The 15,923-nt window shown below is 68.7% G+C and carries 19 protein-coding genes; 16 read left to right on the top strand and 3 right to left on the bottom strand.

All coding sequences use genetic code 11. From position 1 onward, the window contains the following. The first annotated feature begins 68 nt into the window (after nt 1-68). From bioB to G6N18_RS05180, 3 genes are read left to right on the top strand one after another with little or no spacing between them, the layout of a single operon-like run. On the top strand, nt 69-1,064 hold the full coding sequence (bioB, locus tag G6N18_RS05190) for a biotin synthase BioB (RefSeq protein ID WP_067223482.1): 996 nt from the start codon (nt 69-71) through the stop codon (nt 1,062-1,064). Between the two features lie 15 nt (nt 1,065-1,079). Continuing rightward, nucleotides 1,080-1,271, top strand: a complete 192-nt coding sequence (gene bsaP, locus G6N18_RS05185) for a biotin synthase auxiliary protein BsaP (RefSeq protein WP_083006303.1) — start codon at nt 1,080-1,082, stop codon at nt 1,269-1,271. Beyond that, a complete protein-coding gene (locus G6N18_RS05180; protein WP_083006305.1) occupies nt 1,268-1,909 on the top strand; it encodes a DUF2567 domain-containing protein in 642 nt (213 codons plus the stop codon). Before bsaP ends, G6N18_RS05180 begins: the two co-directional genes overlap by 4 nt. Here the strand turns inward: G6N18_RS05180 and G6N18_RS05175 are convergent. Continuing rightward, complete coding sequence (locus G6N18_RS05175) at nt 1,866-3,203, bottom strand: lipase family protein (RefSeq protein ID WP_083006307.1); 1,338 nt, start codon at nt 3,201-3,203, stop codon at nt 1,866-1,868. The two genes, G6N18_RS05180 and G6N18_RS05175, sit on opposite strands and share 44 nt — an antisense overlap. Nucleotides 3,204-3,245: 42 nt before the next feature. Then, on the bottom strand, nt 3,246-3,923 hold the full coding sequence (locus G6N18_RS05170) for an NUDIX hydrolase (protein WP_179962414.1): 678 nt from the start codon (nt 3,921-3,923) through the stop codon (nt 3,246-3,248). 74 nt (nt 3,924-3,997) lie between these two features. On the opposite strand from G6N18_RS05170, the gene nadA reads away from it, so the two are divergent. The 4 genes from nadA to G6N18_RS05150 are packed head-to-tail and all read left to right on the top strand — an operon-like array spanning nt 3,998 to nt 7,972. Then, entirely contained in the window at nt 3,998-5,041 is a 1,044-nt protein-coding gene (gene nadA, locus G6N18_RS05165) for a quinolinate synthase NadA (protein WP_067223849.1), read from the top strand. Then, nucleotides 5,038-6,603 (top strand): L-aspartate oxidase, encoded by a 1,566-nt coding sequence (locus G6N18_RS05160; RefSeq protein WP_083006311.1) that lies wholly within the window; start codon nt 5,038-5,040, stop codon nt 6,601-6,603. Before nadA ends, G6N18_RS05160 begins: the two co-directional genes overlap by 4 nt. Next, complete coding sequence (gene nadC / locus G6N18_RS05155) at nt 6,603-7,469, top strand: carboxylating nicotinate-nucleotide diphosphorylase (RefSeq protein WP_083006330.1); 867 nt, start codon at nt 6,603-6,605, stop codon at nt 7,467-7,469. The genes G6N18_RS05160 and nadC overlap by 1 nt, the downstream gene beginning before the upstream one ends. Before the next feature lie 20 nt (nt 7,470-7,489). Next, entirely contained in the window at nt 7,490-7,972 is a 483-nt protein-coding gene (locus tag G6N18_RS05150) for a hypothetical protein (protein ID WP_067221066.1), read from the top strand. A 50-nt stretch (nt 7,973-8,022) separates the two neighbouring features. On the opposite strand, the gene G6N18_RS05145 is transcribed toward G6N18_RS05150, so the two are convergent. Next, a complete protein-coding gene (locus G6N18_RS05145) occupies nt 8,023-8,442 on the bottom strand; it encodes a nitroreductase family deazaflavin-dependent oxidoreductase (protein WP_067221069.1) in 420 nt (139 codons plus the stop codon). A gap of 36 nt (nt 8,443-8,478) precedes the next feature. On the opposite strand from G6N18_RS05145, the gene hisD reads away from it, so the two are divergent. Genes hisD through G6N18_RS05100 form a run of 9 tightly spaced genes read left to right on the top strand, consistent with a single transcriptional unit; the run spans nt 8,479 to nt 15,803 of the window. Further along, nucleotides 8,479-9,822, top strand: a complete 1,344-nt coding sequence (hisD, locus tag G6N18_RS05140; RefSeq protein ID WP_179962365.1) for a histidinol dehydrogenase — start codon at nt 8,479-8,481, stop codon at nt 9,820-9,822. A gap of 11 nt (nt 9,823-9,833) precedes the next feature. Next, on the top strand, nt 9,834-10,961 hold the full coding sequence (locus G6N18_RS05135; protein ID WP_067221136.1) for a histidinol-phosphate transaminase: 1,128 nt from the start codon (nt 9,834-9,836) through the stop codon (nt 10,959-10,961). After that, nucleotides 10,958-11,584: an imidazoleglycerol-phosphate dehydratase HisB gene (gene hisB, locus G6N18_RS05130; protein ID WP_067221074.1), complete on the top strand. Its 627-nt coding sequence runs from the start codon at nt 10,958-10,960 to the stop codon at nt 11,582-11,584. The genes G6N18_RS05135 and hisB overlap by 4 nt, the downstream gene beginning before the upstream one ends. Beyond that, complete coding sequence (hisH, locus tag G6N18_RS05125) at nt 11,581-12,210, top strand: imidazole glycerol phosphate synthase subunit HisH (protein WP_067221078.1); 630 nt, start codon at nt 11,581-11,583, stop codon at nt 12,208-12,210. The genes hisB and hisH overlap by 4 nt, the downstream gene beginning before the upstream one ends. Further along, complete coding sequence (gene priA, locus G6N18_RS05120; RefSeq protein ID WP_082949323.1) at nt 12,207-12,956, top strand: bifunctional 1-(5-phosphoribosyl)-5-((5-phosphoribosylamino)methylideneamino)imidazole-4-carboxamide isomerase/phosphoribosylanthranilate isomerase PriA; 750 nt, start codon at nt 12,207-12,209, stop codon at nt 12,954-12,956. Before hisH ends, priA begins: the two co-directional genes overlap by 4 nt. Further along, on the top strand, nt 12,957-13,772 hold the full coding sequence (locus G6N18_RS05115) for an inositol monophosphatase family protein (RefSeq protein WP_083006313.1): 816 nt from the start codon (nt 12,957-12,959) through the stop codon (nt 13,770-13,772). It abuts the gene before it with no gap. Beyond that, nucleotides 13,772-14,554 (top strand): imidazole glycerol phosphate synthase subunit HisF, encoded by a 783-nt coding sequence (gene hisF, locus G6N18_RS05110; protein WP_067221085.1) that lies wholly within the window; start codon nt 13,772-13,774, stop codon nt 14,552-14,554. Before G6N18_RS05115 ends, hisF begins: the two co-directional genes overlap by 1 nt. Beyond that, on the top strand, nt 14,551-14,895 hold the full coding sequence (gene hisI / locus G6N18_RS05105) for a phosphoribosyl-AMP cyclohydrolase (protein WP_083006315.1): 345 nt from the start codon (nt 14,551-14,553) through the stop codon (nt 14,893-14,895). Before hisF ends, hisI begins: the two co-directional genes overlap by 4 nt. Further along, the gene (locus G6N18_RS05100) at nt 14,892-15,803 is read left to right on the top strand and encodes an alpha/beta fold hydrolase (protein WP_067221091.1); all 912 of its coding nucleotides are present in this window, start codon (nt 14,892-14,894) and stop codon (nt 15,801-15,803) included. Before hisI ends, G6N18_RS05100 begins: the two co-directional genes overlap by 4 nt. Nucleotides 15,804-15,923 lie beyond the last annotated feature (120 nt).

Genomic DNA, 15,923 nt, shown 5'->3' with positions numbered 1-15,923 from the left:
GTGTCGGCCCCGCCGACGTGTTCAAGTGTCGGCCCGCCGACGTGTTCAAGTGACGAGAGGACGACTAGGTGAGCGACATTCTGGCGGTGGCGCGCGAGCAGGTGCTCGAACGCGGTGAAGGCCTCGACCAGGATCAGACGCTGCAGGTGCTGCAGTTGCCGGATGACCGCCTCGACGACCTGCTGGAACTCGCGCACGACGTCCGGATGAAGTGGTGTGGACCCGACGTCGAGGTCGAGGGCATCATCAGCCTCAAGACCGGCGGCTGCCCCGAGGACTGCCACTTCTGTTCACAGTCGGGGCTTTTCGCCTCGCCGGTGCGCAGCGCCTGGCTGGACGTACCCAGCCTGGTGGAGGCCGCCAAGCAGACCGCGAAGACCGGAGCCACCGAGTTCTGCATCGTCGCCGCCGTGCGCGGACCCGACGAGCGACTGCTCGCCCAGGTCGCCGCCGGCATCGAGGCGATCCGCAACGAGGTCGACATCCAGATCGCCTGCTCGCTGGGCATGCTCAGCCAGGATCAGGTCGAGCGGCTCTCGGAGATGGGCGTGCACCGCTACAACCACAACCTGGAGACCGCGCGGTCGTTCTTCACCAACGTCGTCACCACCCACACGTGGGAAGAGCGCTGGGAAACCCTGCGGATGGTCCGTGAGGCCGGCATGGAGGTGTGCTGCGGCGGCATCCTCGGCATGGGCGAGACGCTGGAGCAACGTGCGGAGTTCGCCGCCAACCTGGCCGAACTCGATCCGCACGAGGTGCCGTTGAACTTCCTCAATCCGCGGCCGGGCACCCCGTTCGGCGACTTGGAGGTGCTGCCCGCCTCCGATGCGCTCAGGGCGGTCGCCGCGTTCCGCCTGGCGCTGCCCCGCACGATGCTGCGCTTCGCGGGCGGGCGGGAGATCACCTTGGGCGATCTCGGCGCCAAAAAGGGCATCCTCGGCGGGATCAACGCGGTGATCGTCGGCAACTACCTGACCACGCTCGGCCGACCGGCCGAGTCCGACCTCGAACTGCTCGACGATCTGCAGATGCCGATCAAGGCGCTCAACGCCACTCTCTGAGCCACTCTGTTACGCATGGCGTTCAACGTCTACACCGGCGAACCGGACGGCACCGCTGTACCCACCGCCGCAAGCCTGAGCCTGGAACCGCCACGCTACTGCGCCGAGTGCGGTCGGCGGATGATCGTCCAGGTGCGGCCCGACGGCTGGTCCGCCAGCTGCTCGCGACACGGCGTGACCGACTCGAAGGATCTGGACCAACGATGAATGATGTTGCCGCACCGCGTATTTCGCGTGGCCGCGCGGCGCTGACCGTGATGGCGGCGTTGGCGGTGGCCGGTGTCCTGACCGGGGCGCTGTGGTCGTGGCTGGCGCCGCCGATCCACGGTGTGGTGGCGCTGACACGCGGCGGCGATCGCGTTCGGGCCTACCTGGGCAACGAGGGTGACCATTTCTTCGTCGCGGCGTTCCTGCTCGTCGGCATGCTCTGCGCCATGGCCGTCGTCGCCGCAGTGCTGGTGTGGCAATGGCGGGCGCACCGCGGGCCGGTGACGCTGGCGGCGCTGGCGGCCGGCTGCATGCTGGCCGCGGGAACCGCCGCCGGCGTGGGCGCGCTGCTCGTGCACCTGCGGTACGGGACGATCGACGTGGCCGCCGCGCCGGTGACGCCCGAACACCGCGTGCACTACGTCACCGAGGCGCCGCCGGTGTTCTTCGGGCAGACCCCGGTGCTGGCGGCGTTGACGATCCTGTTCCCCGCCGCGGTCGCCGCGCTCGTCTACGCCTTGACCGCGGTGTCCACGTCGCGCGACGATCTGGGCGCCTGGCCGCCGGTCGAGGTACCGGCGTTCGTCCCGCCGGTCACAGCGGAGAGCGTTCCACCTTCCGGCCCGTCATCACCTTGACCGCGATCTTGGCCAGCCGCGTCATTCCGACGTAGGTCATCGGGTTCAGCAGCGTCGGCCAGGTCGTGCGGACCAGGTGCTCGGACACCGGCTTGCCGTCGAAGCGGTCGATCAGCCAGCGCAGCGCCATCGGCGCCGACATCGGATGCAGCAGTATGTGCTCGCTGAACAGGTCGCGGTGGTAGGTGACCGACGCGCCGCCGGAGCGGTAGATCTCACTGAGCTCGTCGATGTCGTCGACGGAGACGATTTTGTCGTGCACGGCCTGCACGATCAGTACGGGCGGGGTCGGCACCGCGGTGCCCAACTTGATGCTGTCGAAGATGTGCTTGACCTCGGGCATATCCAGGATCTCGTTGAGTGGCCGGTCGACGAGCTTGCCCATGTCCATACCGGCGAACCGCAATACCGCGTGCGCGGTCGTCATGTTCTCGATCCGCAGCAGCATGGCCTTGCCCGCTTCGGTCGCGTGTTTCTGGATGACCCGGTCGAGTTCCGGATAGACGTGGGTCAACGCCGCGACCACCATCGCCGGCAGCCCCGAGTACATGCTGCCGTTGAGCCGTCGGTAGGCGCTGCCGAGGTCGGCGACGGGGGAGCCGAGGACCGCCCCGACGATGTTGAGTTCTGGCGCGTACTGGTTGTGCATCTCGGCGGCCCAGGCCGATGCCAGCCCGCCGCCGGAATACCCCCAGAGCCCGATCGGTGCGGATTCGTCCAGTCCGAGACGCTCGCAGCTGACGGCCGCACGCAGGCCGTCGAGGATGCGGTAGCCGGGCTCGTAAGGCGTGCCCCACGAGCCGAGCGGCCCCTCGTGGTCGGGCACCGAAACCGCCCAGCCCTCGGCGAGGGCAGCGGCGATCAGGAGGAACTCGAACTGTGCCAGCGCGCCGGGGGCCACGGACTTGCGGCGCAGCGCGTAGGACGGGAAGCAGCGCGAGCTCACCGCGTCGATCGCGCACTGGTAAGAAACCACAGGGATCACCGCCCGCTCGGCGCGCTCGGTCGGCACGATCACCGTGGTCACGGTCGCTTCCGGGGCTCCGTTCATGTCCGTGGTGCGGTAGAGCAGCTGCGTGGCGGTGAACTTCTGCGGAACGAATCCGAGAAAGGCCAGCTCGACATCGCGGCTGCGCAGAATGGTGCCCGGTTCGGCGTGCTGAAAACCGCTCGGTGGTTCGTAGAACGGGTCGTCGGCGGGAAGCCGCGGGCGGGCGCCGCGGGTCAGGTCCTCGTGGGGGACGTACCCGATCCATTCGGCACCCGATGCTGGCGCGGCATTGCCCAGAGACATTCGGCCATTCTTGCTTAAGAGAGCGTTAAGGATCCAGTCGACTCACCCGGGCGGGCGCAATGCGGCGAATTCGTCGGTCACCCGGTAGCGCGACTCGGTGAACCGGTACAACGCCGCAGGCCGGCCCCCGCTGCGGCCGGACCGCGCTGTGGTGCCCGTGCGGGTGATGACGTGACGGCGTTCGAGCACGCGTTGCAGATTGGTCGCGTCGACGTGGTGGCCGAGCGCGGCACTGTAGATGTCTCTCAATGCCGACAGCGCGAATTCCGTTGGCGCCAACGCGAATCCGATATTCGTGTAAGAGAGCTTGGCGACCAGCCTGGTGCGGGCATGCTCGACCATGGTGCCGTGGTCGAACGCCATCGGTGGCAGGTCGCTCACCGGATGCCAACGAGTGTCCGGCGGTAGCTCCGGGGTCGCGGGGGAGGGCACCAGCCCCAGAAAGGTCGACGCGATCGTCCGGACGCCGGGGACCCGCTTCGGATCGGAGAAGATCGCGAGTTGTTCGAGGTGAGCAAGCTCACGAAGATCCACCTTCTCGGCCAGCTGGCGGCGCACGGAGCTGGTCAGGTCCTCGTCGGCGCCGAGTCGTCCGCCGGGCAGCGACCACCTGCCGCGCTGCGGGTCGAGCGCCCGCTGCCACAACAGCACGTGAAGTGCCGGTTTCCCCGCAGAGGACCCACCGGTGAGCTCCCGAACCTGGAACACGGCGGCGAGCACCTCATGCGCGGTGCTAATATGATCCATGTTTTCGATTGTAAGTCGAAAACCCGTTTCCGACGAAGGAGGTGGCCATGACGGTTCTCGACCGGATGCCCGCAGACCATTTGTCGAGCCGGATCGTCGATGGTCCGACCGGCTTTTCCGGCGTCGACGGCGATGAGGAGTGGGCCGCTGAGGTGCGCCGCCTCGCCGACCTGCGGGGCGCAACGCTGCTGGCGCACAACTACCAGTTACCCGCAATCCAGGACGTCGCCGACCACGTCGGTGACTCCCTGGCGCTGTCGCGAATCGCGGCCGACGTGCCCGAGGACACCATCGTGTTCTGCGGGGTGCACTTCATGGCCGAGACGGCCAAGATTCTGTCGCCGGACAAAACCGTGTTGATCCCGGACCAGCGGGCCGGCTGCTCGCTCGCCGACTCAATCACCGCCGACGAGCTGCGGGAGTGGAAGGCCGAGCATCCTGGAGCGGTCGTGGTCTCCTATGTGAACACCACCGCGGCGGTGAAGGCCGAGACCGACATCTGCTGCACCTCTTCGAACGCCGTCGAGGTGGTGGCGTCCATCCCCGAGGACCGCGAGGTGCTGTTCTGCCCGGACCAGTTCCTCGGCGCACACGTCCGGCGCGTCACCGGCCGCAAGAACCTGCATGTGTGGGCCGGCGAATGCCATGTGCACGCCGGTATCAACGGCGATGAGCTGGCCGACCAGGCCCGTTCTCACCCCGATGCCGAACTGTTCGTTCATCCTGAGTGTGGTTGCGCCACATCGGCGTTGTACCTCGCCGGCGAGGGCGCGTTCCCCGAGGACCGGGTCAAGATCCTGTCCACCGGCGGGATGCTCGACGCCGCGCGCGAGACCGGAGCACGGCAGGTGCTGGTGGCCACCGAGGTTGGCATGCTGCATCAATTGCGCCGTGCCGCACCGGGTGTGGACTTCATGGCGGTCAACGACCGTGCCTCGTGCAAGTTCATGAAGATGATCACCCCCGCCGCGCTGCTGCGGTGTCTGGTGGAGGGCAGGGACGAAGTCGACGTCGACCCGGGGACCGCGCGCCTGGCCCGCGCCAGCGTGCAGCGCATGATCGCGATCGGTCAGCCCGGCGGCGGAGAATGACGCGCCCACTCGCCTGCGGTTCGGGACGGTGGTCCGGCCAATGGCAGCAGCGGGCCGACGTCGTGGTGATCGGTACCGGTGTGGCAGGTCTGGTCGCCGCGCTCGCAGCGCACCGCCGCGGTCGAAAAGTGATGGTGCTGAGCAAGACCGGTGACACCGCGACGTTCTACGCGCAGGGTGGGATCGCCGTGGTGCTCCCGGACACCTTGCGGGAGGACGGCGATTCGATCGAGGCGCACGTCGCCGACACGCTGGCCGCAGGCGCAGGCCTGTGTGATCCCGATGCCGTGCGCTCGATCGTGGCCGACGGTTACCGCGCGGTCCTCGACCTGGTGGCGGACGGGGCGAGTTTCGACGAAGCGGCGCCGGGGTCGTGGGCGCTGACCCGAGAGGGCGGCCATTCGCGACGCCGGATCATCCACGCCGGCGGCGACGCGACCGGCGCGGAGGTGCAGCGAGCCCTCAATATCGCGGCCGCCACACTGGATATCCGCCACAATCACGTCGCGGTCGAAATACTGCACGAGGCCGGAGCCGTCACCGGAGTTCTGGTGCTCAACGAGGACGGCCTCGGTGTGGTGCACGCGCCGTCGGTGATTCTCGCGACCGGGGGACTGGGTCATCTCTACTCGGCCACCACGAACCCCGACGGGTCGACGGGAGACGGTGTCGCGCTGGCGATGTGGGCCGGCCTACCGGTCAGTGACATCGAGTTCATCCAATTCCACCCGACCATGTTGTTCGACGGTCACAACGCGGGCAGGCGGCCGCTGATCACCGAGGCCGTCCGCGGCGAGGGTGCGATACTCGTTGATTCGCAAGGTCGTTCGGTCACCGACGGCGTCCATCCGATGGGTGATCTGGCGCCGCGGGATGCGGTGGCAGCGGCGATCCACGCCCGCATGGAGGAGACCGGTGCGCCGTGTGTGTTCCTCGACGCCCGGCGGATCGAGGATTTCGCGAAGCGGTTCCCGACGGTGACCGCGGCATGCCGGGCGGCGGGCATCGATCCCACCGTCGAGGCGATTCCCGTGCTGCCCGGCGCGCACTACAGCTGCGGCGGCGTGGTCACCGACGTGCACGGACGCACCGACATCGCCGGCCTGTTCGCTGCGGGCGAGGTGGCACGCACGGGGATGCACGGCGCGAACCGACTGGCGTCCAACAGCCTGCTCGAAGGCCTCGTCGTCGGTGGGCGCGCCGGAAAGGCCGCTGCGACATACGCTTTGGCCGCCGGGCCGGTGACGGCGCGGCCACCGGAGCCGGCTGTGCGGCGAGCCCTGCCGCGGGCCGATCTGCAGCGGGCGATGACCAGGAATGCCGGTGTGGTGCGCGATGGCGACGGCCTGCGTGTCCTGGCTGCGGAACTGGACGCCGCGTCGCCACGGGTGATCGCCTCACGTGGCGACTTCGAGGACGTGGCGTTGACCACCGCTGCGGGAGCGGTCGCGGCGGCCGCGCTGGCGCGGACCGAATCCCGCGGCTGCCACCACCGGCGCGACTACCCCGACACCGATCCGGCGCTGTCGCGCAATCTCGTCGCGGCGGGGGCGTGCTGCTGATGGAGCTGACCGCCGACGAGCTCGCCGAGGCTCGCAGGGTGATCGCGCGCGGTCTGGAAGAAGATCTGCGCTTCGGCCCGGACGTCACCACGCTGGCCACGGTGCCACCGGACGCTCGGACCACGGCGTCGATGGTGGCTCGCGAGGCCGGCGTGATCGCGGGCGTGGACATCGCACTGCTGGCCCTCGACGCGGTACTCGGCCCCGACGGTTATCTGATCAAGCATCGCGTCGAGGACGGGGCCCGGCTCGAACCGGGCGGCACGGTGCTGACCGTCGAGGCGCCCACTCAGGGACTCTTGACGGCCGAGCGGACCACGCTGAACCTGGTCTGCCATCTCTCGGGCATCGCGACTACGACCGCGGCGTGGGTGGAGGCGGTTTCCGGGACGGCGACGAATATCCGCGACACCCGCAAGACGCTGCCGGGCCTACGAGCGCTGCAGAAGTACGCGGTGCGCGTCGGCGGCGGCGTCAACCACCGGATGGGGCTGGGCGACGCCGCGCTGATCAAGGACAACCACGTCGCGGCCGCCGGTTCCGTGGTCGCCGCGCTGCGTGCGGTACGCGCCGCCGCGCCCGACATCGACTGCGAAGTCGAGGTGGACTCGCTCGAGCAGCTCGACGAAGTACTGTCCGAGAACCTGGGGCCCGGGGCACTCGTGCTGCTGGACAACTTCCCGGTGTGGCAGACACAGATCGCGGTGCAGCGCCGCGACTCCCGGTCGCCGGGGACGAAGCTGGAATCTTCCGGTGGGCTCTCCCTCGAGAGCGCAGCCGAGTACGCGGGCACCGGTGTCGACTATCTGGCGGTCGGCGCGCTCACCCACTCGATGCGGGTGCTCGATATCGGGCTCGACCTGTAGCGACCACTACGATCAGTCGCGTGGATGAGGATTCGTCGCGCCGCCTCACTGTGCTGACCATCGTCAGCCTGGTCATCGCCGTCGCTGCCTTGGCTGTCGCGGGGTGGACGCTCTATCAGACGAACTCCTCCGAGCCCGAGTACGAGGCCGCCCAGATCGCCGACGCCAAGGCCACGGTGTGCCGGGCCGCGGACGTCGTCCGAAAAGGCGTTTCGCTCAACACGAACCTGCGACCCGAAGGCGGGCCGCAGGACGTCACCGGCGCCCAGGCGGTCGCCGCCAATGCGCGAATCTCGCTGTACGACGGCGGTCAGTACCTGCTGCAGCGGCTGCACCCCGCCGCCCCGCCGGAGCTCGCCGACAAAATTCGCCAGTTCGCGAACAACCTGATGGACATCGGTGCCCACGCCACCGCGGGGGTGCCGAACGACGATCCGGCGCAAGCGAAGCGGCTCGCCGACGCCGACGCCGAGAACAAGGCCATCACCGCGCTCTGCAAGTAGCTACCGGTTCAGCTACGTCCGGGCCGCGACTTTGACGGCGTCGAGCGCGCTCAAGTACCTCGGGCGACGTCGGCGACGAAGATCGCCACTCGTCCCGCCTGGAGCCGCGCCATCAGCGGCAAACCCTGCGCACCGCTGCTCGCGGGCACGATCCGCGGGTTGACCAGGTGCAGATTGCGGCGGATGAGGTGCAGATCGGCTTCGCCGGCGGCCAGCACGTTCTTCACCCAGTCCGTTTTGCCGTGACCGAGTGCGATGGCCACCGTGTCGCCCTTACGGAACGCAGTGACGATCGTCTCGTACGGCTTGCCGGATTTCCGGCCGCGGTGTTTTATCGTCGCCATCCCCGGGATGAGGCGCGAGAACGGCCTGATCATCGGATTGAAGTACTTGACCTGCAAGTTCTCCACCCAAGGCGGAAACACCATGGGAACGCCGGGCGCATTGTTGGGATGCTCACTGGCTTTCATGGCGCCTCCATAACCGATTTGGTCTGCTCTGGGAGAATGGACAGCGTGAATCTATCGCCGCGGCCGATCGCGCGCATCGACTTGCGCGGCGCGCAGCTGTCCGCCGCGCGGTTGCGGGCCGCCCTGCCGCGCGGCGGGGTCGACGTGGACGCGGTGGTTCCCCGGGTGCGCCCGATCGTCGACGCGGTCGCCCAGCGCGGCGCGCAGGCGGCGCTGGAGTACACCGAAACGTTCGACGGTGTGCGCCCTGCGCAGGTCCTCGTGCCACCCGATCGCCTGGCCGCGGCGTTGGCGGACCTGGGCGCCGACGTCCGCGCCGCGTTGGAGGTCGCGATCGAGCGGGCCCGCGCCGTGCACGCCGACCAGCGCCGCCGCGACACCACGACGACACTGGCGCCCGGGGCGACGGTGACCGAGCGCTGGGTGCCGGTGGAGCGGGTCGGGCTGTACGTGCCGGGCGGCAACGCCGTCTACCCGTCGAGCGTGGTGATGAATGTGGTGCCCGCCCAGACCGCAGGGGTGGACTCGCTGGTGATCGCCAGCCCGCCACAGGTCGACTTCGGCGGGTTGCCGCACCCGACGATTCTTGCCGCCGCGGCGCTGCTGGGCGTCGACGAGGTGTGGGCCGTCGGCGGGGCGCAGTCCATCGCGCTGCTGGCGTACGGCGGCACCGACACCGAGGGCACCGAACTCGTGCCCGTCGACATGATCACCGGACCAGGCAACATCTACGTCACCGCCGCCAAGCGCATCTGCCGGTCGCAGGTGGGCATCGACGCCGAGGCGGGCCCCACCGAGATCGCGATCCTGGCCGACCACACCGCCGACCCCGGCCATGTCGCGGCCGACCTGATCAGCCAGGCCGAACACGACGAGATGGCCGCCAGCGTGCTGGTCACGCCGAGCGTCGAGCTGGCCGACGCGACCGACCGTGAGCTGGGCAAGCAGCTGGAGACCACCGTGCACCGCGAGCGGGTGACCGCGGCGCTGCGCGGCAGGCAGTCGGCGACGGTGCTCGTCGACGACCTCGACGCGGGCATCCGCACGGTCAACGCGTACGCCGCCGAACATCTCGAGATCCAAACCGTCGATGCGCGCGAAGTCGTCGGCCAGATCCGCTCGGCGGGCGCGATTTTCGTCGGCCCGTACGCGCCGGTCAGCCTCGGCGACTACTGCGCGGGATCCAACCACGTGCTGCCGACGGCCGGCTGCGCACGGCACTCGAGCGGGTTGTCGGTGCAGACCTTCCTGCGCGGCATCCACGTCGTCGACTACGACGAAGCCGCGCTCAAAGACGTGTCCGGCTACGTCATCACCCTGGCCGAGGCCGAGAACCTGCCCGCCCACGGCGAAGCGGTGCGGCGGAGGTTCGAACGGTGACGCCCAGTGACCTGCCCGGTGACAATGTGACGCTCGATGATCTTCCGTTGCGTGCGGACCTGCGCGGGAAAACGCCTTACGGCGCACCGCAGTTGGACGTCCCGGTGCGGCTGAACACCAATGAGAACCCGCATCCGCCGACGCAGGCGCTCATCGACGACGTGACGGCATCGGTCGCTGCGGTCGCCGGCGACCTGCACCGCTACCCGGACCGCGACGCGGTGGCGTTGCGTACCGACCTGGCGACCTACCTCTCGGCGCAGACCCGAACCCATCTTGGTGTCGAAAACGTCTGGGCGGCAAACGGTTCCAATGAAATCCTGCAGCAACTCCTGCAGGCCTTCGGTGGGCCGGGCCGCAGCGCGATCGGGTTCGTGCCGTCGTACTCGATGCACCCGATCATCGCCGACGGCACCCGGACCGCGTGGCTGGTGGCCAACCGGGCCGTGGACTTCAGCATCGACATCGACGTCGCCGTCGCGGCAATCACCGAGCGCAACCCCGACATCGTGTTCGTCGCGAGCCCGAACAACCCGTCGGGACAGAGCGTTCCGCTCGACGACCTGCGTCGGCTGCTCGACGCCATGCACAGCGGCATCCTCATCGTCGACGAGGCGTATGGCGAGTTCTCGTCGCAGCCCAGCGCGGTGCACCTCATCGACCGGTATCCGACCAAGCTCGTGGTCACCCGCACGATGAGCAAGGCGTTCGCATTCGCGGGCGGCCGACTGGGGTATCTGATCGCCGCTCCCGCGGTGATCGAAGCGATGCTGCTGGTCCGGTTGCCGTACCACCTGTCCTCGGTCACCCAGGCCGCCGCGCGCGCCGCGCTGCGCCATGCCGATGACACCCTCGGCAGCGTCGCCACCCTCATCGCCGAACGCAACCGCGTCTGCGCGGCATTGTCCGACATGGGGTTTCGGGTGATCGACAGCGACGCCAACTTCGTACTGTTCGGTGAATTCGCCGATGCACCCGCCACCTGGCAGCGCTACCTCGAGGCGGGAATCCTGATCCGCGACGTCGGTATTCCCGGTTATCTGCGCGCCACCACCGGTTTGGCCGAAGAGAACGACGCGCTGCTGGCCGCCAGCGCCCGCCTGGCCGCGACCGAACTATCCCCAGTAGGAGCATCGTGACTCAGTCCCAGCCCGCGCCGCGCCGCTCGAAAATCGAACGCAAGACCAAGGAGTCCGACATCGTCGTCGAACTCGACCTCGACGGCACCGGTCGCGTGCACGTCGACACCGGGGTGCCGTTCTTCGACCACATGCTCACCGCCCTGGGCAGCCACGCGAGCTTCGACCTGGCGGTGCGCGCCAAGGGCGACATCGAGATCGAGGGCCACCACACGATCGAGGACACCGCGATCGTGTTGGGGCAGGCGTTGGGACAGGCGCTGGGCGACAAGAAGGGCATCCGCCGGTTCGGTGACGCGTGGATCCCGATGGACGAGACGCTCGCGCACGCCGCGGTCGACGTATCGGGCCGGCCGTACTGCGTGCACACCGGCGAACCGGATCACCTGCTGCGCTTCACGATCGCCGGCTCGCAGGCGCCGTACCACACCGTCGTCAACCGGCATGTGTTCGAGTCGCTGGCAATGAACGCGCGCATCGCCCTGCACGTGCGCACGCTCTACGGCCGCGACCCGCACCACATCACCGAGGCGCAGTACAAGGCCGTCGCCCGCGCACTGCGGCAGGCCGTCGAGTACGACCCGCGCGTCACCGGTGTGCCGTCGACGAAAGGCACGCTGTGACGGGACCTTCGCCGAAAGTCGTCATCCTGGACTACGGCTCGGGGAACCTGCGCTCGGCACAGCGCGCGCTACAGCGGGTCGGCGCCGATGTCGAGGTGACCTCCGACAAGCGAGCCGCCGACGCGGCCGACGGCCTCGTGGTCCCCGGTGTCGGCGCGTTCGAGGCCTGCATGGCGGGGCTGCGCAAGATCGACGGCGAGAAGCTGATCGCCGACCGGGTCGCCGCCGGCCGTCCGGTGCTCGGCGTCTGCGTCGGCATGCAGATCCTGTTCGCCCGCGGCGTGGAGTTCGGGGTCGAGACCACCGGTTGCGGTCAGTGGCCGGGCGCCGTGGTGCGACTCGACGCACCGGTGATCCCGCATATGGGCTGGAATGTCGTCGACGCTCCCGAAGGCAGCACGCTGTTCGCCGGAATGGACCCGGACACGCGGTTCTACTTCGTGCACTCGTATGCGGCCCAACAGTGGGAGGGTGATCCAGCCGCCAAGCTGACGTGGGCCACCCACCATGTGCCGTTCCTGGCCGCGGTGGAGGACGGCCCGCTGTCGGCGACGCAGTTCCACCCGGAGAAGAGCGGCGACGCGGGTGCCGCGTTGCTCGCCAACTGGGTGAAGGCATTAGGTTGACCGACGTGCTCCAGCGATTGATTCTTCTTCCCGCCGTCGACGTGGTCGAGGGCCGCGCTGTTCGTCTGGTGCAAGGCCGGGCAGGCAGTGAGACCGAGTACGGCTCGGCGCTGGAGGCGGCGCTGACCTGGCAGCGCGACGGCGCGGAGTGGATCCACCTCGTCGACCTCGACGCCGCGTTCGGCCGCGGCAGCAACCGCGAACTGCTGGCCGAAGTCGTCGGCAAACTGGACGTCGCCGTCGAGTTGTCCGGTGGCATCCGCGATGACGACTCGCTTACGGCGGCGCTGGCCACCGGCTGCGCGAGGGTGAACCTCGGTACCGCGGCGCTGGAGAACCCCGACTGGTGTGCCGCGGCGATCGCCGAGCACGGCGAGAAGGTGGCCGTTGGGCTGGACGTGAAGATCGTGGACGGTGATCACCGGCTGCGCGGCCGCGGCTGGGAGACCGACGGCGGCGACCTGTGGGAGGTCTTGGAACGGCTTGACCGGGAAGGCTGTTCGCGTTTCGTCGTCACCGACGTCACCAAGGACGGCACCCTCAACGGGCCGAACCTCGAACTGCTCTCGAACGTGAGCGAACGAACGGACGCCCCGGTGATCGCGTCCGGAGGGGTGTCGAGCCTCGACGACCTGCGGGCGATCGCCACTCTGACCGACCGCGGTGTCGAGGGCGCGATCGTCGGAAAAGCGTTGTACGCCGGGCGGTTCACGCTGCCGGAAGCGCTGGCAGCGGTGGAGCGGTAGATGGCGCTGGAGGTGGCCGATCTCGACGCACTGGTCGGCGAGGCCGCGCAGGTCCTCGAAGACGCCGCCAAACCGTTCATCGAGGGCCACCGCGCCGATTCGGCCGTGCAGAAGAAGGGCAACGACTTCGCCACCGAGGTGGACCTCGCGATCGAACGCCAGGTGGTCGAAGCGCTCACCAGCAGAACGGGGGTCGAGGTACACGGTGAGGAGTTCGGCGGCGCGGACCTGAATTCGCCGCTGGTGTGGGTGCTCGACCCGATCGACGGCACATTCAACTACGCCGCGGGTTCGCCGATGGCCGCGATACTGCTCGGCCTGTTGCGCGACGGGGAACCGGTCGCCGGGTTGACGTGGGTGCCGTTCACCGGTGAGCGGTTCACCGGGGTGGTCGGTGGACCGTTGCGCAGCAACGGCGTCGAGCAATCCGCATTGAAGCCCGCGGACCTGTCGGACTCGATCGTCGGGGTCAGCACGTTCAACGTCGACTCCCGCGGCAGGGTGCCCGGGCGCTACCGATTGGCCGTGATCGAAAGCTTGAGCCGCAAGTGCTCGCGCATGCGCATGCATGGGGCCACGGGCATCGACCTCGCTTACACGGCCGCTGGAACTCTCGGTGGGGCAATCAGTTTCGGTGGCCACGTGTGGGACCACGCCGCGGGTGTGGCGTTGATCCGCTCGGCCGGTGGAGTCGTCACCGACCTCGTCGGCGCGGACTGGACGGTGGACTCGCCGTCGGTGCTCGCCGGCGTCCCCGGCGTGCACGGCCAGCTGTTGGACTTGTTGCGCGCGGTCGGCGATCCCGAGGACTTCTGATGAACGCGAAGGACCTCGCAGTACGGATCATCCCTTGCCTGGACGTCGACGACGGCCGGGTGGTCAAGGGCGTCAACTTCGAAAACCTCCGCGACGCAGGCGATCCGGTGGAGTTGGCGGCGGCCTACGACACCGAGGGCGCCGACGAATTGACGTTTCTCGATGTCACCGCCTCCTCCTCGGGGCGGGCCACCATGCTGGAGGTGGTGAAGCGGACCGCCGAGCAGGTGTTCATCCCGTTGACCGTCGGCGGCGGGGTGCGCTCGGTCGCCGATGTCGACGTGCTGCTGCGTGCAGGTGCGGACAAAGTCGCGGTCAACACCGCAGCGATCGCCCGCCCCGAACTGCTCGCCGAGTTGGCGCAGCAGTTCGGCTCTCAGTGCATCGTGCTGTCGGTCGACGCCCGCACCGTGCCACAGGGCCAGGAGCCCACGCCGTCGGGGTGGGAGGTCACCACACACGGTGGGCGGCGCGGCACCGGCATCGACGCCGTCGAGTGGGCCATGCGCGGAGCCGAACTCGGTGTCGGCGAGATTCTGTTGAACTCCATGGATTTCGACGGGACCAAGGCGGGTTTCGATCTGCCGATGATCGAGGCGGTGCGCGGGGCCGTCAACGTCCCGGTGATCGCCAGCGGTGGGGCCGGTGCGCCGGAACATTTCGCGCCCGCCGTCGTCGCGGGAGCCGACGCCGTATTGGCGGCCAGCGTGTTCCATTTCCGTGAACTCACCATCGGGCAGGTGAAGGCGGCGATGGCCGCGGAGGGGATCGTGGTGCGGTGAGTTTGGATGCAGATATCGCGTCGCGGCTCAAACGCGACGCCGACGGGTTGATCACCGCGGTCGTGCAGGAACGGGGCACCGGACAGGTGTTGATGGTGGCGTGGATGGATGACATCGCGTTGGCCCGCACATTGGAAACTCGCCGGGCGACGTACTTTTCGCGGTCGCGGCAGCAGCATTGGGTGAAGGGCGAGACGTCGGGCCACACGCAGCACGTGCACTCGGTGCGGCTGGACTGCGACGGTGACACCGTGCTGCTGGAGGTGGACCAAGTGGGCGCCGCCTGCCACACCGGCGACCACACCTGCTTCGACGCCGATGTGTTGATGGGGCCCGCGTGACCGAAGCAGACCGTGCAGTCGCCGTCGAACTAGAGGGATCGGGCATCGAACCGCCCGTCGACCCGCGTGTCCGTCGGGCGTTCTGGTGGCTGGAGCGCTTCGCGCCCGGCATCGGGTCGCGGTGGGCAGTCGAACTGTGGTGCACCCCGCCGGTCATGGAGTCGAACCTGCGCATGCCGCCCGGCGTCACGCCAGGCGAGCCGATCGAAGCGCGCTGGAATGGTTACCGGGTCGTGGGTGAATCGTGGGGGGAGGGGCCCCCGGTATATCTGGTGCACGGCTGGGGCGGGCGGCGCCCACACCTGGGGATGTTCGTCAAACCGCTCATCGAATCCGGTCACCGGGTGATCGCGTTCGACCTGCCCAGCCACAACGAGTCCGAAGCGGGCGCACTCAAGCCCGGGCGCACCACGGCCATCGAATGCGCACACGCGGTCGGGGCAATGATCCGCGAACACGGGCCGGCCCGCGCGGTCGTCGCCCACTCCCTCGGCGCGAACGCAACGACGTTCGCGATCGCCTATGGCGCGAAAGTCGAGCGGCTGGTTTACCTCGCGCCGATGGGCGAATTCCCGCTCTATCTGGACTATTTCGCCAAACGCCACGGCTTCGGCCCCCGTATCCGCGCCGGACTGCACCGCCGCCTCGAACACCGCATCGAGATGCCGCTGTACGAAACCAACATGACTGTCGTCGGCGCCCGCACCGGTTACCCGCCGCTGCTGCTCATCCATGATCCGGATGACCCGGATACGCCCTACGAGACGAGCCAGCGCGTCGTCGCGTCTTGGCCGGGCGCGCGGTTGATGACCACCAAGGGCCTCGGCCGGCTGGCGCACTACCGAATTCTTCGGCATCGCCCAGCGATCCGCGCGGGCGTCGAGTTCATCGGTCCGGCAACACTCTAGGCGCAGACGGCGGTGTTTCGACCAGAACCGCCATGTCGCAGAAAACGGGACCTGGTGGCCGGCCGCAGGAAAGCTCGACCGTCATGGCTGCACAGTAGGCGATGTTTGGTGGGTACCGGC

Origin of the sequence: Mycolicibacterium celeriflavum (assembly GCF_010731795.1) — a bacterium.
GTDB lineage: Bacteria > Actinomycetota > Actinomycetes > Mycobacteriales > Mycobacteriaceae > Mycobacterium > Mycobacterium celeriflavum.
The sequence above is the reverse complement of the archived record's forward strand: the minus strand, read 5'-3'. Positions and strand labels throughout refer to the sequence as shown.